The sequence below is a fragment of the Serratia sp. Tan611 genome (genome assembly GCF_905188235.1).
Taxonomy (GTDB): Bacteria; Pseudomonadota; Gammaproteobacteria; order Enterobacterales; family Enterobacteriaceae; genus Serratia_B; species Serratia_B rhizosphaerae.
Genome location: NZ_LR994655.1, coordinates 172113 through 193970, shown reverse-complemented (window position 1 = coordinate 193970; position 21858 = coordinate 172113). Strand labels below are relative to the sequence as shown.

Here is a 21858-nt window from a genome sequence, read left to right as displayed (position 1 = left end):
AACGAAAGAGAAATGTCTATAAAAATCCACTTATGTGATCGTCATCACGACTTTTTTGGCTTTGTCTATTTCATAACGTTAACGAATCGCTCAAAATTCGCCGTTGTTTTATAAAAGTGTAACAAATGCGCCATCCATCACAGAGCCAACCAGGGGTTTTGTCTAGCATGGCGCTCGTTATAGAACAAAAAGCAACACTCTAGATATCCGCTCAAACACGACTCAGAACGCCTGCTCTGAGCGTGTCATACTGATAAAGCCATCGGAGGCGCTCATGTTGAGTATTTTTAAGCCAGCCGCACACATTTCTCGTGTGCCGGTCGACAAGGTAGATCCGCTCTATCGCCGACTGCGCTGGCAAATTTTTATGGGAATTTTCTTCGGCTACGCCGCGTACTATCTGGTACGTAAAAACTTCACCCTGGCAATGCCTTATCTGATCGAAGAAGGCTTCAGCCGCGGCGATCTGGGCTTCGCCCTGTCAGGGATCTCCATCGCTTATGGTTTCTCCAAATTTATCATGGGCTCGGTGTCCGACCGCTCTAACCCGCGCGTCTTCCTGCCCGCCGGTCTGATTCTGGCCGCCTGCGTCATGCTGTTTATGGGCTTTGTTCCGTGGGCCACCTCCAGCATCGCCGTGATGTTCGTGCTGCTGTTCCTGTGCGGCTGGTTCCAGGGCATGGGCTGGCCGCCGTGCGGCCGCACCATGGTGCACTGGTGGTCGCAGAAAGAACGCGGCCAGATCGTCTCCATCTGGAACTGCGCGCATAACGTCGGCGGCGGCCTGCCGCCGCTGCTGTTCCTGCTCGGCATGGCCTGGTTCAACGACTGGCACGCCGCGCTGTACATGCCGGCCTTCGGCGCCATTCTGGTGGCTCTGATCGCCTTCGGCCTGATGCGCGATACGCCTCAGTCCTGCGGCCTGCCGCCGGTGGAAGAGTACAAAAACGACTACCCGGACGATTACAGCGAAAAAGCGGAAGAAGAACTGACCGCCAAGCAGATCTTCATGCAGTACATCCTGCCGAACAAGCTGCTGTGGTATATCGCGGTCGCCAACGTGTTCGTTTACCTGCTGCGCTACGGCATTCTGGACTGGTCGCCGACCTACCTGAAAGAAGTGAAGCACTTCGCGCTGGATAAGTCCTCCTGGGCCTACTTCCTGTACGAATATGCCGGTATCCCGGGCACCCTGCTGTGCGGCTGGATGTCGGATAAAGTGTTTAAAGGCAACCGCGGCGCCACCGGCGTCTTCTTTATGACGCTGGTCACCATCGCCACCATCGTCTTCTGGATGAACCCGGCGGGCAACCCGACGATCGATATGCTCTGTATGCTGGTCATCGGCTTCCTGATTTACGGCCCGGTGATGCTGATCGGCCTGCACGCGCTGGAACTGGCGCCGAAGAAAGCCGCAGGCACCGCCGCCGGCTTCACCGGTTTGTTCGGTTATCTGGGCGGCTCGGTCGCCGCCAGCGCCATCGTCGGCTACACCGTGGACTTCTTCGGCTGGGACGGCGGCTTTATGGTGATGATCGGCGGCAGCATCGCCGCAGTTATCCTGCTGCTGCTGACCATGCTGAACGAGAAGAAACATCACGCAGACATTGCGGCGAAACGCGGCTAATCGTCACGAAAACCACGCACTATACCCGAAACAACCCGGGTGACAGGAAGGCGGCAAGAGAAGGTATCCCGATGAGCTTACTCAGGTAAGCGATTCGGGTGACTGAGCGCCGCCAACACACCGGTCACTTGGCGTATGACGGGTATATGCCCAAAGGCCGCACCGCGGCCTTTTTATTCCCCACCCACTGGCAACGATGCCGCCTGCGGCTGCCCTGCCACTTAAGGAGAAGACTATGCGGACTCACGTTAAAGCCCTGCTGTCAGGGATTATTCTGGCGACTACCCTCAGCAGCGCCGCCTTCGCCGCCGACAAGGTGGTGATCGCCCACCGCGGCGCCAGCGGCTACCTGCCGGAACACACGCTGCCGGCCAAGGCCATGGCCTACGCGCAGGGCGCGGATTTCCTCGAGCAGGATCTGGTGATGACCAAGGACGACGAACTGGTGGTGCTGCACGATCACTACCTGGACCGCGTCACCGACGTCGCCAAACGCTTCCCGGATCGCGCACGCAAAGACGGCCGCTACTACGCCATCGACTTTACCCTGGCCGAGATCAAATCGCTGAAGTTCACCGAAGGCTTTGATATCAAAGACGGCAAGCAGGTGCAGAGCTACCCGGGCCGCTTCCCGATGGGTAAATCCGATTTCCGCGTCCACACCTTCCAGGAAGAGATTGAGTTCGTGCAGGGCCTGAACCACTCAACCGGCAAGAACATCGGCATCTATCCGGAAATCAAGGCGCCGTGGTTCCACCAGCAGGAAGGGAAAGACATTTCCAGCAAGGTGCTGGCGGTGCTGAAGCAGTACGGCTATACCGGTAAAAATGACAATGTGTACCTGCAGTGCTTCGACGCCAACGAGCTGAAACGCATCAAAACCCAGTTGGAGCCGAAGCTGGGCATGGACCTGAAGCTGGTGCAGCTGATCGCCTATAACGACTGGAATGAAACCTACGAGCAGAACGCCGACGGTAAGTGGGTCAATTACGACTACGACTGGATGTTCAAGCCGGGTGCGATGAAGCAGATCGCCCAGTATGCCGACGGCATCGGGCCTGATTACCATATGCTGGTGGCCGCCGAGAAGTCCAAACCAGGCCACATCGTACTGACCGATATGGTGAAAGAAGCGCACGCCAACAAGCTGGCGGTGCATCCGTTTACCATCCGCGCCGACGCGCTGCCGAAGTACGTCACCGACGTCAATCAGCTGTACGACGTGATTTATAACCAGGCCGGCGTTGACGGGGTATTCACCGACTTCCCGGACAAAGGCGTGCAGTTCCTGCAAAAACAGGGGCAGCACCGGTAATACACGCGGCTGGCCGGCAGGCCAGCGACGTTGTCAATGCGGGCGGTGACATCCCCGCCTGCATCACTCAGGAGAGGAACATCTCGCGCAGATAATGCGGCACCGCGTTATCCACGTTGGAGCCAATCACCTCCAGCTCCGGCAGTTTGTCCTTCAGGCGCTGATGCGCGTCACGCATAATGCAACCTTTGCCCGCCATCGCCAGCATTTCCAGATCGTTCATGCCGTCGCCGAACGCGATGCACTCCTTCAGCGAATAGCCGATGATTTTCGCCACCTCTTCCAGCGCATGCCCCTTCGACACGCCGCCGGCCATCACTTCCAGACAGGTCGGGAACGAGAAGCTGACGTTCACCCGGTCGCCCCAGCGCGCGTTAATCGCCTCTTCCAACGGCAGCAGCTGTTCGTGGTCGTCACAGGTGAAGTACACCTTACAGACGCCGTCGGTTTCCAGCAGACCCGGCTCAAACAGCTGATATTTAAACACCGACTCGCGGAAAAACTCCTTCTGCTCCGGGCTTTCGCGGTTGATAAACCAGTCATCGTCGCGGTAGACGTTGGTGGTGATATCCGGGCTGTTATGGACGATGCCGTACAGATCGCGGGCAATATCGCCGTCCAGATTATGGCTGAAGATCAATTCGCCGGCGGTGTTGTGCACCCGCGCGCCGTTGGAGGTGATCATAAACGCGCTGATGCCGAGATTATCGCGGATTTGCCCCACGTCGATATGGTGACGTCCGGTGGCAAACACAAAGTGCACGCCTCGCTGCGTCAGCAGCTTCAGCGTCTCCTTGGCATAAGGCGACAAAGTATGGTCAGGGGACAGCAGGGTGCCATCCAGGTCGGAAGCAACAACATGATACATAAATACGTTCAACCTCTAATGGAGTTGTCGGCGGCATCAGCGCCGCTGAAAGCGTGTTGGGCATAAAAACGCAGGATTGCGTTCAACGCTTCGGCGCGCATAGCGTCCCGCTCAAACAGGATCTCATGGCGCGCGCCCTGGATAACCCGCGGTTCGCCCCCTTCACAAGGGTGTCCCGCGTCTGACAGTGCCTGACAAAAAGCCTGGTGCGAACGGTTATCAACCACCCGTTCCTCACCGGCCTGCAATAACAAGATTGGCGTGGTGATGTCTTTCGCCTCGGCAATCGCCTGTTGCCCGGCCTGAATACTTTCCCGCACCCAGTGGTAGGTCGGCCCGCCCACCTGCAGCTCCGGGTAGTCGGCATAATAACGCACCGAGCGCCGGTAGCGTTCACGGCTGTGGGTCAGTACGTTGACCACATACGGCAACGGCCGCCATTGTCCGGTGCCCACCGCGTAGTAATCGCGCACATTCGGCCGCTTTTCCGCCCAGTTCAGGATACGGTGCGCCATCCAGTCAGGCATCGGTAAAAAGATGCCGAACATCGGCGCGCACAGCGCGGCGGCGGCAAACGCCTGCGGCTGCCGGGCGAGGAACTGCGCCAGAATCGCGCCGCCCATCGAGTGCGCCAGGGCAAAATGCTGGCGATATCCCAGCGGCAGCACCGCCTGCTGATAAAAACGCGTAAAGTCTTCGACGTAATCGGCAAAGTTCACCACGTGACCGCGATGGCTGTCCGCCAGCAGGCGCCCGGATCGCCCCTGCCCGCGGTGGTCGATGATCATCACGTCGTAGCCGCGCTGAAACAGATCGTAGGCGACTTCCGGATATTTCACATAGCTTTCGATGCGGCCGGGGCTTATCACCACCACCCGCTGGTGCTGCGGCGCGCTAAAGCGCACGTAGCGGATCGGCACATCGTCAACGCCGTTGAACTCGCCTTCCTGACGCTGACGCCAGAAATCCAGCAGTGGCCCGGTGGCAAAGGCCGCAAACTGGGTTTCACGCGTGAGCCACTCATCGGGGCTGAGTATAAACGCCGTCATGACATGCTTTCCTTCCGCTGTCGCCGACCGCTTAGCGGGTAAAAATCAGGTGTAAACCGAAACCGGTGAACAGGACGCCCGCCAGGCCGTCGATCCATTTCGCCAGCCGCTGGTAGCCGCGGCGCATCGCCGGCAGGGCAAAAATCATCGCCACCAGGCTGAACCAGGCAAAAGTTTCCGCCACGATCAGCAGAAACAGCCCCCAGCGCGCGCCGGCGCCGACGCTGTCGCCGACAAACAGCGAAAACACGCTGCCGAAGTAGATCACCGCTTTCGGGTTGGACAGATTGGTGAGAAAACCGCGGATAAAGCTGCGGCCCGGCTTGGCCAGCGCCACCTGCGCCTCATCAGGCTGCGCCGCCGGCTGCCCGCGCCTGGCGCGCGCCGAACGCAGCAGTTGCCAGCCCATCCAGCACAGATAGATGCCGCCGCCGACCATAATGATCTGATGCAGCCAGGCCATCTTCGCCAGAATCAGGTGCAGCCCCATCAGCGCCACGCCGGCCCACACCACGATCCCCAGGGCGATGCCCAGCACGCCCATCATCGCCTCGCGGCGCGATCGGCTGGCGGCGGTCTGTGACACAAAGAAGAAATCAGGCCCCGGACTCATCAGGGCGATCAGGTGCACCAGCGCGACGGTCAGAAACAGCATCAGCATGATTAATCCTCATCGTTATCCATATGGTCGCGGATCATCGCCATAAACGGCGCGCCGAAACGTTCAAGTTTACGCTGGCCGACGCCGTTTACGCTCAGCAGTTCGCTGGCCCGGATCGGCATCTGTTCCGCCATTTCCAACAGCGTCGAGTCGTTAAACACCACGTACGGCGGAATATTTTCTTCATCGGCGATCGATTTACGCAGCTTGCGCAGCTTGGCGAACAGTTTGCGGTCGTAGTTGCCGCCGTAGGATTTCTGCGCCGCGCCGCCGCGCGCCTTCAGGCTCTGAATACGCGGCACCGCCAGCTGCAGCTCCACTTCGCCGCGCAGTACCGGACGTGCGGCTTCGGTCAGCTGCAGCGCCGAGTGCATGGCGACGTTCTGGGTAATAAAACCCAGATGGATCAGCTGGCGCAGCACGCTGATCCAATGTTCGGTGGTGTGATCGCGACCGATGCCGTACACCGGCAGTTTGTCGTGGCCGAACTCGCGGATGCGCTGATTATTGGAGCCGCGCAGCACTTCCACCACGTAGCCGATGCCGAAACGCTGGCCGACGCGGCCAATCGCCGACAGCGCCTTGCGCGCGTCCTCCAGCCCGTCATAGCGCTTCGGCGGGTCGAGGCAGATATCGCAGTTGCCGCAGGCCTCTTGTTTGCCTTCGCCAAAGTAGTTGAGCAGCACCAGACGCCGGCAGGTTTGCGCTTCGGCAAAGGCGCCCATGGCGTTGAGCTTATGACGCTCGATATCCAGCTGCTGCCCGGCGGGTTTTTCCTCCAGACAGCGGCGCAGCCAGGCCATATCGGCCGGGTCATACAGCAAAATCGCCTCCGCCGGCAGGCCGTCACGGCCGGCGCGGCCGGTTTCCTGATAGTAGGACTCAATGTTGCGCGGAATATCGAAGTGCACCACGAAACGCACGTTGGGCTTGTTGATCCCCATGCCGAACGCCACCGTGGCCACCACCACCTGCAGATCGTCGCGCTGGAAGGCTTCCTGCACCTGCGCACGCCGCGCGTTGTCGAGGCCGGCGTGGTATGCCCCCACGCTCAGGCCACGGCTCTGCAGACGGGCGGCGGTGTCTTCCACCTTGGCGCGGCTGTTGCAGTAGATAATGCCGCTTTTACCGCGCTGGTCCTGCACAAAGCGCCACAGCTGATCGAGCGGTTTAAACTTCTCCACCAGCGTATAACGGATGTTCGGCCGGTCGAAGCTGCTGACCTGAATCAGCGGATCCTGCAGCGCCAACAGGCGCGAAATGTCATTGCGCGTGGTCTCGTCAGCGGTCGCCGTCAGTGCGACCACCGGCATCGCCGGGAAGCGCTGCTTCAGCTGGCCAAGCGCGCGGTACTCCGGCCGGAAATCGTGGCCCCACTGGGAAATACAGTGCGCCTCATCCACCGCCAGCATCGCCGGCGGGCAGCTGTCGAGCAGCGACAGGAAGCTGTCCATCATCAGGCGTTCAGGGGCGATATACAGCATTTTAATCGCGCCGCTGCGGCAACCGGCCATCACTTCCAACTGCTGTTCGCGCGTTTGCGTCGAGTTATAGCAGGCCGCCGCCACGCCGTTGGCCAGCAGTTGATCCACCTGATCCTTCATCAGGGAGATCAGCGGGGAGACCACCAGGGTCAGGCCCTCCAGCATCAGCGCCGGGATTTGATAGCACAACGATTTGCCGCCGCCGGTCGGCATCACCACCAGGCAGTCTTGGCCGCGGGTCGCCGCGTCGATAATCGTTTGTTGTCCCGGACGGAATTGTTGATAGCCAAAGGTGTCGCGTAACACCTGCTCTGCCAGCAATTCGCTGTTTATCACTGCTGCGGTAGACACACACTTCCCCATGTTAAATTCTGAGTACCCCGATAAATGAAGCCGCCGCCAGATTTGCGGCGGCCTCAGGGACGTGGGGATATGATTACATAATATCGTTCAGCATGACACCAACGCCGACGCGTGTCTGCCGGAAGTTGTAATCAATCATCGATTCACCATAGCCGCTGAATACCTGGGTATAGAAGCGGACATGCTTGGTGATCGGATAGCTCCAGCCCAGTTCCGCTCCGCCGAAGCCGGTATTCCAGTTGTAGTGGCCGTCCACGCTGAAGACGCTCTCGCCCCAGGTATAACCGACTTTCAGGCGGTAGTAGCCCATATATTTGGTGATATCCGGGTTGTCGTCGCTGCTGGCACTTTCAGAGAAACGCAGCCAGGGTTTGACATCGACCTGCCAGTTGCCGTTCTGCGCCATCAGGCGCGCGTAGGCGCGGTTCCAGCTGCGCGAGGTCGGCTCCGAACGGCCGTTCGACTGGTGGTTAAGCCCCACCTCGATGTCGCGCAATGTCCAGCCGGCAAAGGTGTAATCCGTTGCCCAACCGAGGAAAATCTGCGGCTCATAGTTGGTTTCACGGAACGGCGAGGACTGACCGCTGTTGGAGAGCTGCCACCAGGAACGCTGAGTATAGGACGCGCCGAGCACCGAGTTTTCACCAACAATGCCGCGCCACAGCGGAAACGCCAGGCTGAGCTGGAATTTCACTTCGTCTTTGCGCGCATGGTTCGCCCAGCTGTAGCTGTCGATCGCCTCTTTATTGAGATCGCTGGTGTAGCTATACAGTATGTAGTTAGGTTCGTACGGGTAGAGCGTAAACGGGTTATCGTGGGACTGCAGCATATTGGCGATAATGCTGCCGTTAACCGCCGGTTTATCATGTATTTCTTGTTGTTTCGCTTCTTCGGCCTGAACCAGCGCCGGGGCCAGCAGCGTTGCCATTACGGCCCCTGACAGAATACGCATAATTCTCATCACTCCAGCAAATAAAAACACACCCTGAAATAAAAACAGGCCATTTTACACACAAAGCAGCGTTTACAGCAGTCCGGGGCGCTTTTATTGGAATAGTCTGGAAAGCAACAAAGGTTAAGCATAAAATCAACAAGTCATTAACCTGGACTGACCAGTATCCTAAACCCATCTATCAATAAGAAGAATCACCATTATGTCGACCATGCCTCTTACAACGGAAGCCGCTCGCCAGAAAATTGGCGAAATCTTTGTTTATCACATGCCGTTTAACCGCGAGCTGGGATTGGAGCTGCGCCATTTTGACGACGACGGCGTCGAACTGACCTTTACCAATCAGCACAAACTGGTAGGCAACGCCGCGCAGAAGATCCTGCACGGCGGCGTGATCGCCTCGGTGCTGGACGTCGCCGCCGGGTTGGCATGCGTCGGCAGCGTGCTGATGCGTCAGGAATCGCTGATTGAAGAGGAGCTGGCGGCGCGCCTGTCGCGCATGGGCACCATCGACCTGCGCGTCGACTATCTGCGCCCCGGCCGCGGCGAACATTTCATCGCCTCCGCCTCGGTGCTGCGCAGCGGCAACAAGGTGGCCGTCGCCCGCGTCGAGCTGCATAACAACGACGGCCTGCATATCGCTAGCGCCACCGCCACCTATCTGGTTGGCTGATTGTGCCCGGTGAGCGTCTTCAGTACACTCACCGTATCCGAACCCTTACCTCCAGGTCACGTCATGGACGCACAGCAAACGCGTCAGGGCATCTTCTTTGCCCTGGCCGCCTATTTTATTTGGGGCATCGCCCCGGCCTATTTCAAACTTATCCAGCAAGTACCGGCCGACGAAATCCTTACCCACCGGATTATCTGGTCGTTTTTCTTTATGCTGGCGCTGGTGACGCTGGGGCGTAACTGGCCGAAGGTGCGCGCCGCCTGCGCCAACCGCAAGCGCCTGCTGCTGCTGGCGCTCACCGCGCTGCTGGTCGGCGGCAACTGGCTGCTGTTTATCTGGGCGGTGAATAATCACCATATGCTGGAAGCCAGCCTGGGCTACTTCATCAACCCGCTGGTGAACGTATTGCTGGGGGTGCTATTTCTCGGCGAGCGTTTCCGCCGGATGCAGTGGGTGGCGGTCGCCCTGGCGTTTACCGGCGTGCTGGTGCAGCTGTGGCAGTTCGGCTCATTGCCGGTTATCGGGCTGGGGCTGGCGTTCAGCTTTGCGTTTTACGGCCTGCTGCGCAAGAAAATCGACATCGACGCGCAAACCGGTATGCTGATTGAGACGCTGTGGCTGCTGCCGGTCGCCGCCGTTTATCTGTTCTTTATCGCCGACAGCGCCACCAGCCATCTCGGCGCCAACCCCTGGTCACTGAACCTGCTGCTGGTCGCCGCCGGCATCGTCACCACCGTGCCGTTGCTGTTCTTCACCGCCGCCGCCACCCGTCTGCGTCTGTCGACGCTGGGCTTTTTCCAGTATCTCGGCCCGACGCTGATGTTCCTGCTGGCGGTCACCTTCTACGGGGAAACCGTCGGTCAGGATAAACTGGTGACCTTCGGCTTTATCTGGGCCGCACTGGTGCTGTTTACCCTCGACGCCCTGTACACCCAGCGCAAGCTACGATGAGCTGGAGGCCGGCGTCGCGTGGTTGGAAATAAAACGCGCGATCGCCGGCCCGGTCAGCAGGATGGTGAACAGCCGCAGCGTCTGCAGCGCCATCACAAATGACATATCCACCCGACTGCCGGCGGCGATAATCGCCACCGTATCCAGCCCGCCGGGACTGGTGGCCAGGTAGGCGGTCATCATGTCTACCGGCAGGAAACAGGTCAGCATCCACGCCAGCAGGCCGCAAAACAGCATCAGCGCGGCGATGGACACCAGCATCTGCGGCAGCGTACGCATCGCCAGCAACAGGATCGGCCGGGTGAAACGCAACCCCACGCTCCAGCCAATCAGCGTATAGGCCAGCGCCAGCAGCCATTCCGGGATCTGCAGCGCCATCGCGCCGCTGGAGTGCAGCGCGGCACCGATAATCATCGGCAGCAGCAGCGCTCCCGAAGGAATACGCAGCCGCGGCCCCAGCCAGGCGCCTGCGGCCGCCACCGCCAGCGTCGCCAGAAAGCGCCAGTCCAGCGGCGGGAACCAGACCAATGCGGCGCTGCTCTGCCCCGCTTCATCCCCCAGACCGATACGCGCCACTACCGCCGCCGCCGTGGCGACAAACAGTACGCGCAGATACTGCATAAACGCCACCAAACGCACGTCCGCGCCGAAGTCGCCGGCCATGGCGACCATCGCCGAGGCGCCGCCGGGCGACGCGCCCCAGGCGCCGGTCGGGCCGGGCAGATCGCTAAAGCGCACCAGACACCAGCCGGAGATGGCGCTGGCCAGCAGCGTCGCCAGCAATACCAGTAAAATCAGCGGCCAGTCGGCCAGCAGCGGCGTCAGAATGGAAGGGGACAGACTTTGGGCGATCATGCAGCCCAGCACGGCCTGCGCGCCGATAAACAGCGGTTTAGGAATGCGTACCGACGCGCCCAGCAGCCCCATGGTCACGCCAACGATCATCGGCCCCAGCAACAGGGCGGCGGGAATATGGAACGCCAGCAGGGCGAAGCCCAGCGCCAGCGACGCCAGCAGCAGGATCAGCCATTGCAGTACCGCGGGGAACCTCTCCATGGGAAGGATTGCCTTCAAATAATTTTGCAGGGAATTATCTTAGCAGGCTAACGGCGTGAAATCACGATACGGCAGGCGCTACGCCGCCCCGGCCTGCGGCTTGACGCCGGCAGGCCGGGAAGCGCACCGGCTTACAGCCAGTTCTTACGCTTAAAGTACAGGTACGGTGCCAGGCCGGCCAGAATCATCAGGCTGATCGCACCCGGATAGCCAAACGACCACCTCAGCTCCGGCATAAATTCGAAGTTCATGCCGTAGCTGGAGGCCACCAGCGTCGGCGGCAGGAACACCACCGACACCACCGAGAAGATCTTGATGATGCGGTTCTGTTCGATATTGATAAAGCCCATTGCCGCCTGCATCAGGAAGTTCACCTTCTGGAACAGCGACTCATTGTGCGGCAGCAGGGATTCGATATCGCGCAGCACCTCACGCGCCTGCTCCAGCTGGCCGGTCGGCAGCCGCGCCTTACGCACCAGAAAATTCAGCGCGCGCTGGGTATCCATCAGACACAGGCGCACCTTCCAGCCGATGTCTTCCAGCTCCGCCAGCGTCGACAGCGCCTCGTCGTACTCATCGCCCTGATGCCCTTCCATTATCACCCGGCTGAGCTTTTCCAGATCGCTGTAAATATTCTCAATTTCGTCCGCCAGCTGTTCAATTTTGGTTTCAAACAGATCCAGCAGCAGTTCATAGGCGTTGCCATCCACCATCATCTGATTACGGGCACGCATGCGGTACAGGCGAAACGCCGGCAGCTCGCGCTCGCGCAGCGTATACAGTCGGCCGTCACGGATGGTGAATGCCACGGTGGAGTTGCCGGCGTGATCTTCCGCATCTTCGAAATAGAAGAAGGAGTGGATGTGCAGACCGTCTTCGTCTTCAAAAAAACGCGCCGAGGCCTCGATGTCGTCCAGTTCCGGACGGGTGGCCAGGCTTTGTCCCAGCTCATGTTGCACACGGTCGCGCTCGCTTTCTTCCGGCTCGACCAGGTCTACCCACAGTGAGGTGGTCAGGTCTTCTGCCTCATCCAGCTCGAGGCGGGACAAGCGGCTGTTATCTAATTTGAAAGCGCTTAGCATGTGCTAAAACTCCCTAATGGTGAGGGGATACCCTGCATTCATTGGAGTTGCATCATCCCGGGCGACAGAACGCCCAAACCCACTGATGCAACTCACATCATTTTAGGCAGACAACGCGTTGAAGCACAGAAACGGGGGAGGCACACAGGCCACGCTCGTTTCAGACCATAAAGAGATCTGACTCAGAGCGACGCACGGAGGGGTCGCCGACAACCACGAAGGCTATCAGCGTAATGGGATAGCCTTAGAAGTTGTACCTGTTGGGATCCAGGTCAGTGAGCCAGCATCTACTGGGTGTGTCCAAGGCGAATGTCCTCATTGATAATCGTGCGCGCATGTTACGCCGAGAGGAAAAAGCCTGTCAACACGTTAAACAGGATAAATACCCAACAATTCACCACGATGACAATGCCATAAAAATCCGCGTGCCGGCGCAAAGAAATGACCGCGCGCAACGCCCCGCGCCGGGAAAGTTGCTAGAATCACTACATCGATAGCTTGCGGATTTCCTTAATGAAATTGATAACCCAACAACAGATGAACACCATGGGCGAGCAGGCCGCCCAACTGCCGCGCCTGCGCACCCACCACCTGCTGCATGACGATATCAATGAGCCGGTGCAGAGAATGACCATTGCCATGGAGCCGGGCACCTATATTCGCCCGCACCGCCACCCGCAAAGCTGGGAGCTGCTGACGCCGCTGCGCGGCCGCTTTGTGGTGCTGCAATTTGACGACCACGGCGCGGTGATCCGGCGCATTATGCTGGGCGAAGAGAACCGGCTGCTGGAAATGCCTGCCAACGTCTGGCATACCGTGCTGTCGGTCGATACCGGCGGGGTGCTGTTCGAGGTGAAGCCGGGGCCGTATCAGCCGTTAACGGCGGAAGACTGCATGCGCTGGGCGCCGCCCGAAGGCGGCGACGGCATTGAGGCGGTATTGCGCTGGTACGCGACCGCACAGGAAGGCGACCGCTACCCGGGCTGAGGCCGCCGGGCGCCGGGGGATTACGGCGTCTCCAGCTTGGCGTAGGCCGCCACCAGCCATTTGATTCCTTCGCCCTGGAAAGCAATCTGCAGCCGACTGTGCTCGCCGCTGCCTTCCAGATTGACGATGGTGCCTTCGCCGAACTTCGGATGGCGCACCCGCTGACCCAGTTTGTAGCCGGTATCGTTCTCGCTGATTGGCGTGCCCATACGCTGGTGTTTCACCGGCCGCGACACGCTGGCGCGCAGCCGCACTTCCTCCACGCACTCCTCCGGGATCTCGCCGATAAAGCGCGATGGCCGGTGGTACACTTCCTTGCCGTACAGCCGGCGCGTCTCGGCGTAGGTCAGCGTCAGCTTTTCCATCGCCCGCGTCAGGCCGACGTAGGCCAGACGGCGTTCTTCTTCCAGCCGGCCGCCCTCTTCCAGCGACATCTGGCTGGGGAACATGCCCTCTTCCACGCCGACGATAAACACCTGGCGGAACTCCAGCCCTTTGGCCGAGTGCAGCGTCATCAGCTGCACCGCGTCCTGATAGGCGTCGGCCTGCCCTTCACCGGCCTCCAGCGCCGCGTGCGATAAAAATGCCTGCAGCGGCATTAAATCCTGATCTTCATCCTGATAGCTGAACTGGCGCGTCGCCGTCACCAGTTCCTCCAGGTTTTCGATCCGCGCCTGGCCCTTTTCACCCTTTTCCTGCTCATACATGAGGAACAGGCCGGAGTCGCGGATCACCCGATCGGTCTGCACGTGCAGCGGCATATCCGCGGTTTCATGCGCCAGCGAATCCACCAGCTCGGTGAAGCGCTGCAGGGCGGAGGCGGCGCGTCCGGCCAGGACTTTGTCCTGCAGCAGCGCGCGCGTGGCCTGCCACAGCGTCAGCTGGCGGTCGCGCGCCGTCTGGCGCACCACGTCCAGCGTACGGTCGCCGATGCCGCGCGTCGGCGTGTTCACCACGCGTTCAAACGCCGCATCGTCGTTACGGTTGGCGATCAGACGCAGGTAGGCCAGCGCATCTTTGATCTCCTGCCGCTCGAAGAAGCGCATGCCGCCGTAAATGCGGTACGGCATGGCGGTTTGCAGCAGCGCCTCTTCCAGCACGCGCGACTGGGCGTTGCTGCGGTAGAGGATTGCGCAGTCGTTCAGCGCGCCGCCGTTTTCCTGCCAGGTTTTGATGCGGTTGACCACAAAGCGGGCTTCATCCAGCTCGTTGAACGCGCAGTACAGCGAAATCGGCTCCCCTTCCGCCCCTTCGGTCCACAGGTTTTTCCCCATGCGGCCGTCGTTATTGGCGATCAGCGTGTTGGCGGCCTTGAGGATATTGCTGGTCGAACGGTAGTTCTGCTCCAGACGGATGGTTTCGGCGCCCGGAAAGTCTTTCAGGAAGCGCTGAATATTCTCCACCTGCGCACCGCGCCAACCGTAGATCGACTGGTCGTCGTCGCCGACGATCATCACATTGGCCCGGTCGCCCGCCAGCAGGCGGATCCAGGCGTACTGAATGCGGTTGGTATCCTGGAATTCGTCCACCAGGATGTTAGTGAAGCGATCGCGGTAATGGTTGAGGATGTGCGGCTTGTTCAGCCACAGCTCGTGGGCGCGCAGCAGCAGCTCGGCAAAGTCCACCAGCCCGGCGCGATCGCAGGCCTCCTGATAGGCCTGATAGATACGCAGCCAGGTGGCTTCCACCGGATTGCCATAGCTTTCAATATGCTGCGGACGCAGGCCGTCATCTTTTTTGCCGTTGATGTACCACATCGCCTGACGCGGCGGCCACTGTTTCTCGTCCACGTTCAGCGCGCGGATAATGCGTTTGAGCAACCGCAGCTGATCCTCACTGTCGAGAATCTGGAAGTCCTGCGGCAGGTTGGCGTCCATATGGTGGGCGCGCAGCAGACGGTGCGCCAGGCCGTGGAAGGTGCCGATCCACATGCCGCCCTGGCTGGTGCCGATCAGTTGCTCGATACGGTGACGCATCTCCGCCGCCGCCTTGTTGGTGAAGGTGACCGCCATAATCGAATACGGCGAGCAGTTCTCTACCGCCAGCAGCCAGGCGATGCGATGCACCAGCACCCGGGTTTTGCCGCTTCCCGCGCCCGCCAGCACCAACAGGTTGCTGCGTGGCGCCGCCACGGCTTCACGTTGTTTGTCATTCATGCTGTTGAGCAGGTCGGAAACGTCCATAGGCACCATTACGTGGTAAGGGAAAACCGCGCCGGCGCGGCTTTCACTGTGAATTTATACAGAGTTATGGAGGGATTATAACAACGCTGTCAGCGATGCCAACTGCGAAACCTCAATATGTGGCAGCAAACGGCTGTCGGCGGCCTGCATCAGGCTGCGCCGGCGGTCATTGATCCAGCAGGCCTGAAAACCGGCGCGCAGCGCTCCCGCTACGTCGGTGGTCAGGTCATCGCCCACGTGCAAAATATGCGCGGGCGCGATCGCCAGCCGTTCGGCGGCCAGCTGATACATATCCTGATAGGGCTTGGCGCGGCCGTCCGGCCCAGAACGCAACACAAAGCGGAAATAACCGTCCAGGCCGCAGCGCGCCGGATCGACGTTGCCGTTGGTGATCGCCACCAGCGGGTAACGCGCACCCAGCGCCTTCAGCGTGGCGTGGGTGGCCGCCGGCACCTCAATGCGGCTGCGCCAGTCGGCAAAGTGCCGCATGGCGGCGTCAGCTCCTTCCGCCGCGTCGCCTTCCGCCAGCCCCTGCCGGCTCAGCGCCAGGTGGATGGCCCGCCAGCGCCAGCGGGTGACGTCATGGTAAATTTCCGGCTCATGGGCGCGCAGCTCCTGCCGCAGGCGGTGAAAATCCGCCGACTGAAAGTCTTTCAGCCCCGGATGGTAATCTTGTAAAAAGGCCACCGACTGCCGCTCCGTCTCAACGATCACCGGGCGGTTGTCGTACAGCGTATCGTCCAGATCGAACGTCAGCGCCGCCAGCGGGCGCAGCGGCCGGTAAAAATGCATCAGGATTTCCCCCGTTTGGCGCGTGGATGCGCCGCATCATACACGTTGGCCAGGTGTTGAAAGTCGAGGTGGGTGTAGATTTGCGTGGTGGTCAGGTTGGCATGCCCCAGCAGCTCCTGCACCGCGCGCAGATCGCCGCTGGATTCCAGCACGTGGGTGGCAAAGGAGTGGCGCAGCTTGTGCGGGTGAATGTGGCTGCTGACGCCCTGTTTGACGCCCCACTCGGCAAAGCGCTTTTGCACATTGCGCGTGGAGATGCGCTTGCCCTGATTGGAGAGAAATACCGCATCGTCGCCCGGCGCGAACAGATCGCGCATCGCCAGCCAGCGTTCCAGCCAGGTGACGGCGGTGCGGCCGATCGGCAGCTTGCGCTCCTTGCTGCCTTTCCCCATCACCCAGATCTCGCCGGCGGCCAGATCGAGGTGCCGGCAGTCCAGCCCCACCAGCTCCGCCAGACGCAGTCCGGCGCCGTACATCACTTCCAGCATCGCGCGGTCGCGCACCGCCAGCGGGTCGTTGACGTCGATCTCCAGCAGTTGGCTCACTTCGTCGACGTCGATATTTTTCGGCAAATGGCGGCCGCTGCGCGGCGTGCGGATGCCCTTCGCCGGGTTGGCAGGCAGCTGCCCCTGGCTCACCTGCCAGTCGAGGAAACTGCGCAGTGCGGAGAGACGCAGCGCCAGGCTGGCGGCATGCAGCCCCGCCCGCTTGCTGCGGGCCACCAGTTGCCGCACCAGCGCCGCATCCAGCTGCGACCAGGCGCTGACGCCCAGCCCGCCGGCCAACGAGCACAGCGCCTGCAGCTGGCGGGAGTAGTTAATCTGGGTCAGCGGACTGAGCTGGCGTTCCACTTTCAGGTAGCGCAGAAAAGCGTCCACCGGCGGTTGCAGGCCGGCCGCTGGGCCCGTCATGCGCGTTCGATCCAGCGTTCCAGCAGTTCCGGCAGCATGCGCGCCAGCTGGGCCAACATTACGGTGCCCATACCCGGCTGATAGTGCTGCGTGTCACGACTGCTGAAGATCACCATACCCAAATCGCCGTCCTCGCCCAGCAGCGACAGCGCCACCGAGCCGACCTGTTTGGCCTGCGGCAGCAACAGCAGCAGTTCCGGGCCGTTCAGGCTGCCGAGAAAGTGGTGGTCATCCCCCAGGCGCTGAATGCGCAGCGGTTCAAATGCCGAGCGCGCAATGCCCAGGTGGGTAAAGTCCGACGGCGCGCCGATCTGCCAGCGATCGCTGAACAGGCGGATGTTGGCACCGGCCAGCCCGAAGCCGCGCGCCCAGCGCTGCAGGCGATTGAGCATATCCTGCAGGCTGTCGGCGGTGGCCAGGTTGGCCTGCAGATGCAGCAGCCGGCCAAACAGGTTTTCATTGGCGCTGGCCTGCTCCATCAGCAGCGTAATCTCTTCTTCCAGCCGGTCAATATGGTTGCGCTGTCGCGCCAGATGCCACTCCACCAGCGATACGGTGCCGCGCACCGGGTGGGGCACGCGCATCTGCTCAACCTGGCGCGCATTGCGCATAAAGAAATCCGGGTTCTGCTGCAGGTACTGCATTACGGCGTCGTCATCAAGCGCAATGGCTGCGACGGCCTGGTCCTCAACGCTTTTCATAGATGAATAAATCCGTCATAAACATGGGTGGCCGGGCCGGTCATAAACAGCGGCGTGCCCGGCCCTTTCCAGCGTATGTGCAGACTGCCGCCCGGCAGTTCCACATGCACCTCTTCTGACAGCAATTCCTGTTGAATCCCTACTGCCACGGCGGCGCAGGCGCCGCTGCCGCAAGCCTGCGTTTCACCGGCGCCGCGCTCGTAAACGCGCAGCTTAATATGCTCGCGGCTGACCACCTGCATAAAGCCGATATTGGCGCGCTCCGGAAAACGTTCGTGGTTTTCCAGCACCGGGCCAAGCAGTTCCACTTTGGCGGTTTTTACATCATCCACCTGCAAAACACAATGCGGGTTGCCCATCGATACCACGCCGGCCAGCACCGTGTGCTCGGCCGCTCGCATGATATAGGTCTTCTCCGCCTTGGCGGCGCGGAACGGCACCGCCTGCGGTTCAAAGTTAGGCTCGCCCATATTAACGCATACCCGATCGTCGTCGGTCACGCTGAGCACCATGCGGCCGGTTTGGGTGCTGACGCGGATATCGCGCTTATTGGTCAGCCCTTTCAGCCGCACAAAACGGGCAAAACAGCGCGCGCCGTTGCCGCACTGCGCCACTTCGCTGCCGTCGGCATTGAAGATGCGATAATGGAAATCCAGTTCCGGATCGTAAGGCGGTTCCACCACCAGCATCTGGTCAAAACCGATGCCCAGATGCCGATCAGACAGCCGGCGAATCAGCTCCGGGGAAAAATAGACATTCTGTGTCACGGCATCGACCACCATAAAGTCGTTGCCCAGACCGTGCATTTTGGAGAACTGCATATCATACTCCGCTTTCTGGACGCGCTAGCCGTCGGTCATTCACGGCGGCGCTCGCCTCCGCCGTGCAGCGCGTTATTCGGCGCTCATCGACGGTTTTTGCTGAGAGCCGGCGGCTTCCTGCTGATTTTTCTGCACCTGATCGCCGGTTTGTACCGGCTGCGCCGTCTTCTCGCCTTTCGCATCATCAGGGAAGTACAGCGGGCCTTTCAGACCGCAACCAGAGAGACCGGCGACCAGAACCGCCAGCAGCGCATAGCGTAGTTGTTTTTTCATTTGCATTAATGCCTGTAATTTATGCGTCCGAGCCTGCCATAGCCAAAATAATCGGCGTTGCAGCAAGGCGGCAAGTATGAAGGGTATATAATCGCAGGTGGATCATGAAAAGCAATAGGAATCGAATATGAACGACAGTGAGTTTCACCAGTTGGCCGACCAGCTGATGCAGGATATTGAGCAAACGCTGGATAATTTTGACGGCGATGCGGACATCGATTACGAAACCAACGCCGGCGTGATGACGCTGACTTTCGAGAACGGCAGTAAGATCGTCATCAACCGTCAGGAGCCGCTGCATCAGGTCTGGCTGGCGACCAAATCCGGCGGCTATCACTTCGACTACCGCGACGGCACCTGGCTATGCGACCGCAGCGGCTGGTCATTCTCCCAACTGTTGAGCGAGGCGGCGACGCAGCAGGCCGGCGAGACGATCGAATTCGCCTGACCGTCATCACGGGTGCGAAGGAGCGCGCCTGACGTTATCAGTGCAGTTGATATTGTTGCTTCAGCGGCTGCGCGGCGGCGCCGTCGCTGACGGTAACGCACAGGTTGGACAGCGCGTTGCTGCGAAACGGGATCACCTGTGTGCGATCGTCGATCTGCACGATCTGATAGAACTGCGGCAGGTTGAAGTTGATAAAGCTGGAGCCATAGGTGAAACGGTCGTGCGAGGAGGAGTAGAAACGGCTGACGTCGCGTACCAGTTCTTCCTTGCTGCCTTCGCAGTGGTGATACACCTCAACGCGGTTTGACTCATCCAGAATGTAGATATTAAAGCCCTGATCGTCCTTGGCGTCCTCAAAGAAGAACTGAATAATCCCTTCGCTGGCGAAGCCGTCCACCACCGGCGGCAGATGCACCTGATCGGTTTCCACCTTGATCGACAGGCCGTGCAGCTTGTTGTTGGAAATCGCGCCGTAAAATTCCACCGCGTTTTCCAGCTTCTGCACCGAGACGCTCAGACGTTCGAAGAACAGGCCCCAGGTCTGGCCGGCCACACGCACCGCCTTGAAGCGGCCCGGCTCCAGCCGCGTGCTGGACAGGCGCAGCTCGATGCATTCGGAGACCAGTTGCTGAATACGGGTGCGGATCAGCCCGCGCAGATGCTGACTATAGCAGAACACTTCCACCGACTCCGGCGGCGACGCATCCTGGTGCATTTTGCCCAGAATGGTTTTCAGCGCTTCCAGCACTGACTGTTCACCGCTGAAATGCAGCGTACGCACTTCGTTCCACGAGTTGCGGTACAGCAGATCGATACTGCCGACCAGACACTGCTGCTGCTGGCCGAAGCTGAAGACATCCAGCTTGCGGAAATCAAAGTGCACCACCTGATTGCGGAAGGCGGCGGTCGGGTCGTTTTCCAGATTGACGATAATCGCCAGATGGCGGATTTCACACGGGCTGTACAACGCTTTCGGCGTTGGCGCCGGCAGGCGCAGCGGGAAGCTGTGCGACACGTCGGCCACCAGCTCCTGCAGTTTCTCGCTGTCGCACAGGTTGGCGCTCTTGATATGCAGCCGCGTACGCGACGTCAGCAGGCCGTTGAAATAGGCCCAGGCCACCAGCTTGTTCAGGTAGCGGTTATATTCCAGCGGCTGATGGCTGACGATGGAGTCCATCGCCGGCGCCTGATTGTACAGGTACCAGCCGGTGCGGTTGGCGCGGCCGATCGGCACGTGGATAAAGGTGAGATCGCCTTCTGACAGGTCCGGCGAAATCTGCGGATTCACCAGCGTTACCTTGCCCGGCAGCGCCTCAAAGGCGGCGTACAGCTTGCGCGTCAGCACGCCGATGTCCTGCGGGCTGGCGCTGACGCTGAGGTTGTTGCGGCGCGCAAAGCGAATCAGGTTGCGGTAGCTTTGCATCATCGCATCCAGCAGCTCGTTATGCGCTTCGCGTACCCGTTCGATCTTCCAGTTGGCGCGGTTATCCAGCATCGCCAGCCGTTCCTGGTCCCAGCCCCACTCGCTGACCAGTTGGCTGAGGATCTCCCGCCGCCAGCCGACGCTGGTCTGCGGATGAGACAGTTTTTCACACACTTTCAGGTAGAAACAGCGGCGGACCAAATCGAGGCGGGTGGTGTCGTTAATCTGCGTCAGATAGCGGGTGACGCGCTCCAGCATCATACAGTAGGCATCCAGACCGAAGCAGACGATCTCACCCTCGTGCAGATGCTGTTTGATACCCGTCGCCAACAGCTGCGTGTTCGGGTATTCCCAGGAGTAAGCTTCCAGCAGCAGGGTTTTCAACACTGCCTTATACGGCGAGTCGATGCTTTTATACAGCTGCCACAGGCTGGCGCCGAAGTACTCTTCCGCCGACAGCGTGCCAAGCCCGCCGAGATCCAGCCACTCGTTCGGCGTCAGCGCACCCTGCGCGTACAGCGACAGCACATATTCATCGTAATGCGCTTCTTCTTCGCACGGCACCATATTCCACAGGATGCGTTTGCCGGCCAGGCGCACGGCGGTACGGTAAAACTCGTCAAGCAACAGGATATGCTGCGTAGAACCGCAGTCTTCACCGCCCAGGCTGCCGCTTTCATTATGGCGGAAGCGGTTTTCGTCGATCAGGAAGAAGCTGACTTCCACGCCCATCGAGGCCGCCCACTTCTCCAGCAGGCTGCATTTTTGCTGCAGGCGATTACGCTCTTCGTTATCAAGCCAGGATTGGTGGCAGACCCAGATATCCAGATCCGAACTGCAGCTCTGCCCGATCGAGGAGGTGCTGCCCATGGAGTAAACGCCGGTGATCGGCAGTTCGCCGCTGGCCAGCGTTTCAAACGGACTACCCCACTTGTCTTCCAGATCGTGCAGATAAGATTGTTGGTTTTCATCAGGCGTGTAGAGGCAAATGCCATGGGGAACGTTACCATTCAGGTAACCCGGCATCAGCGGGTGGTGGTGGTGCAGTAAGGTAGGCAGCAGACTGTATACCCGTTGAAAGGCAGGTTTCATGGCCGCCAGGGCGCGATCGACACGTAGTTGGTTGATCGCATCCAGTCTCTGCTTCAATGTCTCGATATAAAGGTACAAGACGTCTCGCCTGATTATCCCGGTGCTTAGAAAAAAACCCGTATTCCATAAGCGTCGTTAGGTTAGAA

General features: G+C 60.0%; 20 protein-coding genes. 6 read left to right on the top strand and 14 right to left on the bottom strand.

Annotated elements, in window-relative coordinates; translation table 11 throughout:
- Positions 1-274: 274 nt before the first annotated feature.
- Together glpT and glpQ are read left to right on the top strand one after the other, a co-directional pair.
- The gene (gene glpT / locus TAN611_RS00790; protein ID WP_105229359.1) at positions 275-1627 is read left to right on the top strand and encodes a glycerol-3-phosphate transporter; all 1353 of its coding nucleotides are present in this window, start codon (positions 275-277) and stop codon (positions 1625-1627) included.
- A gap of 235 nt (positions 1628-1862) precedes the next feature.
- On the top strand, positions 1863-2942 hold the full coding sequence (gene glpQ / locus TAN611_RS00785; RefSeq protein WP_105229358.1) for a glycerophosphodiester phosphodiesterase: 1080 nt from the start codon (positions 1863-1865) through the stop codon (positions 2940-2942).
- Between the two features lie 67 nt (positions 2943-3009).
- On the opposite strand, the gene yigL is transcribed toward glpQ, so the two are convergent.
- From yigL to pldA, 5 genes are all read right to left on the bottom strand, one after another.
- Positions 3010-3810, bottom strand: a complete 801-nt coding sequence (gene yigL / locus TAN611_RS00780; RefSeq protein ID WP_105233179.1) for a sugar/pyridoxal phosphate phosphatase YigL — start codon at positions 3808-3810, stop codon at positions 3010-3012.
- 8 nt (positions 3811-3818) lie between these two features.
- On the bottom strand, positions 3819-4859 hold the full coding sequence (pldB, locus tag TAN611_RS00775) for a lysophospholipase L2 (protein ID WP_203067099.1): 1041 nt from the start codon (positions 4857-4859) through the stop codon (positions 3819-3821).
- 31 nt (positions 4860-4890) lie between these two features.
- Positions 4891-5520, bottom strand: coding sequence for a threonine export protein RhtC (rhtC, locus tag TAN611_RS00770; protein ID WP_105229356.1), 630 nt, complete (start codon positions 5518-5520; stop codon positions 4891-4893).
- A gap of 2 nt (positions 5521-5522) precedes the next feature.
- Positions 5523-7355: an ATP-dependent DNA helicase RecQ gene (gene recQ, locus TAN611_RS00765; protein WP_111736218.1), complete on the bottom strand. Its 1833-nt coding sequence runs from the start codon at positions 7353-7355 to the stop codon at positions 5523-5525.
- An 85-nt stretch (positions 7356-7440) separates the two neighbouring features.
- Complete coding sequence (pldA, locus tag TAN611_RS00760; RefSeq protein WP_105229354.1) at positions 7441-8319, bottom strand: phospholipase A; 879 nt, start codon at positions 8317-8319, stop codon at positions 7441-7443.
- A gap of 202 nt (positions 8320-8521) precedes the next feature.
- Here pldA and TAN611_RS00755 point away from each other — a divergent pair, with 202 nt between their 5' ends.
- Positions 8522-8992 (top strand): thioesterase family protein, encoded by a 471-nt coding sequence (locus TAN611_RS00755; protein ID WP_111736217.1) that lies wholly within the window; start codon positions 8522-8524, stop codon positions 8990-8992.
- Positions 8993-9055: 63 nt separating this feature from the next.
- On the top strand, positions 9056-9943 hold the full coding sequence (gene rarD / locus TAN611_RS00750; RefSeq protein ID WP_203067098.1) for an EamA family transporter RarD: 888 nt from the start codon (positions 9056-9058) through the stop codon (positions 9941-9943).
- On the opposite strand, the gene TAN611_RS00745 is transcribed toward rarD, so the two are convergent.
- Positions 9935-10999, bottom strand: a complete 1065-nt coding sequence (locus TAN611_RS00745) for an AbrB family transcriptional regulator (RefSeq protein ID WP_105229351.1) — start codon at positions 10997-10999, stop codon at positions 9935-9937. The genes rarD and TAN611_RS00745 overlap by 9 nt on opposite strands.
- A 131-nt stretch (positions 11000-11130) precedes the next feature.
- On the bottom strand, positions 11131-12081 hold the full coding sequence (gene corA, locus TAN611_RS00740; protein ID WP_105229350.1) for a magnesium/cobalt transporter CorA: 951 nt from the start codon (positions 12079-12081) through the stop codon (positions 11131-11133).
- A 513-nt stretch (positions 12082-12594) separates the two neighbouring features.
- Here corA and TAN611_RS00735 point away from each other — a divergent pair.
- On the top strand, positions 12595-13068 hold the full coding sequence (locus tag TAN611_RS00735) for a WbuC family cupin fold metalloprotein (protein ID WP_197950242.1): 474 nt from the start codon (positions 12595-12597) through the stop codon (positions 13066-13068).
- Positions 13069-13088: 20 nt separating this feature from the next.
- On the opposite strand, the gene uvrD is transcribed toward TAN611_RS00735, so the two are convergent.
- The 6 genes from uvrD to TAN611_RS00705 form a co-directional block, all read right to left on the bottom strand.
- Entirely contained in the window at positions 13089-15251 is a 2163-nt protein-coding gene (gene uvrD / locus TAN611_RS00730; protein ID WP_105229347.1) for a DNA helicase II, read from the bottom strand.
- Between the two features lie 75 nt (positions 15252-15326).
- Entirely contained in the window at positions 15327-16043 is a 717-nt protein-coding gene (gene yigB / locus TAN611_RS00725; protein ID WP_111736214.1) for a 5-amino-6-(5-phospho-D-ribitylamino)uracil phosphatase YigB, read from the bottom strand.
- Positions 16043-16954, bottom strand: coding sequence for a tyrosine recombinase XerC (gene xerC / locus TAN611_RS00720; protein ID WP_105229345.1), 912 nt, complete (start codon positions 16952-16954; stop codon positions 16043-16045). Before xerC ends, yigB begins: the two co-directional genes overlap by 1 nt.
- Complete coding sequence (locus TAN611_RS00715; protein ID WP_105229344.1) at positions 16951-17655, bottom strand: DUF484 domain-containing protein; 705 nt, start codon at positions 17653-17655, stop codon at positions 16951-16953. The genes xerC and TAN611_RS00715 overlap by 4 nt, the downstream gene beginning before the upstream one ends.
- Positions 17652-18476, bottom strand: coding sequence for a diaminopimelate epimerase (gene dapF / locus TAN611_RS00710; RefSeq protein WP_105229343.1), 825 nt, complete (start codon positions 18474-18476; stop codon positions 17652-17654). Before dapF ends, TAN611_RS00715 begins: the two co-directional genes overlap by 4 nt.
- Positions 18477-18548: 72 nt before the next feature.
- Positions 18549-18749 (bottom strand): lipoprotein, encoded by a 201-nt coding sequence (locus TAN611_RS00705; RefSeq protein ID WP_281354970.1) that lies wholly within the window; start codon positions 18747-18749, stop codon positions 18549-18551.
- A 127-nt stretch (positions 18750-18876) separates the two neighbouring features.
- On the opposite strand from TAN611_RS00705, the gene cyaY reads away from it, so the two are divergent.
- Entirely contained in the window at positions 18877-19197 is a 321-nt protein-coding gene (cyaY, locus tag TAN611_RS00700; RefSeq protein WP_105229341.1) for an iron donor protein CyaY, read from the top strand.
- 37 nt (positions 19198-19234) lie between these two features.
- On the opposite strand, the gene TAN611_RS00695 is transcribed toward cyaY, so the two are convergent.
- Positions 19235-21790, bottom strand: coding sequence for a class I adenylate cyclase (locus TAN611_RS00695; protein WP_187043820.1), 2556 nt, complete (start codon positions 21788-21790; stop codon positions 19235-19237).
- Between the last annotated feature and the right edge of the window lie 68 nt (positions 21791-21858).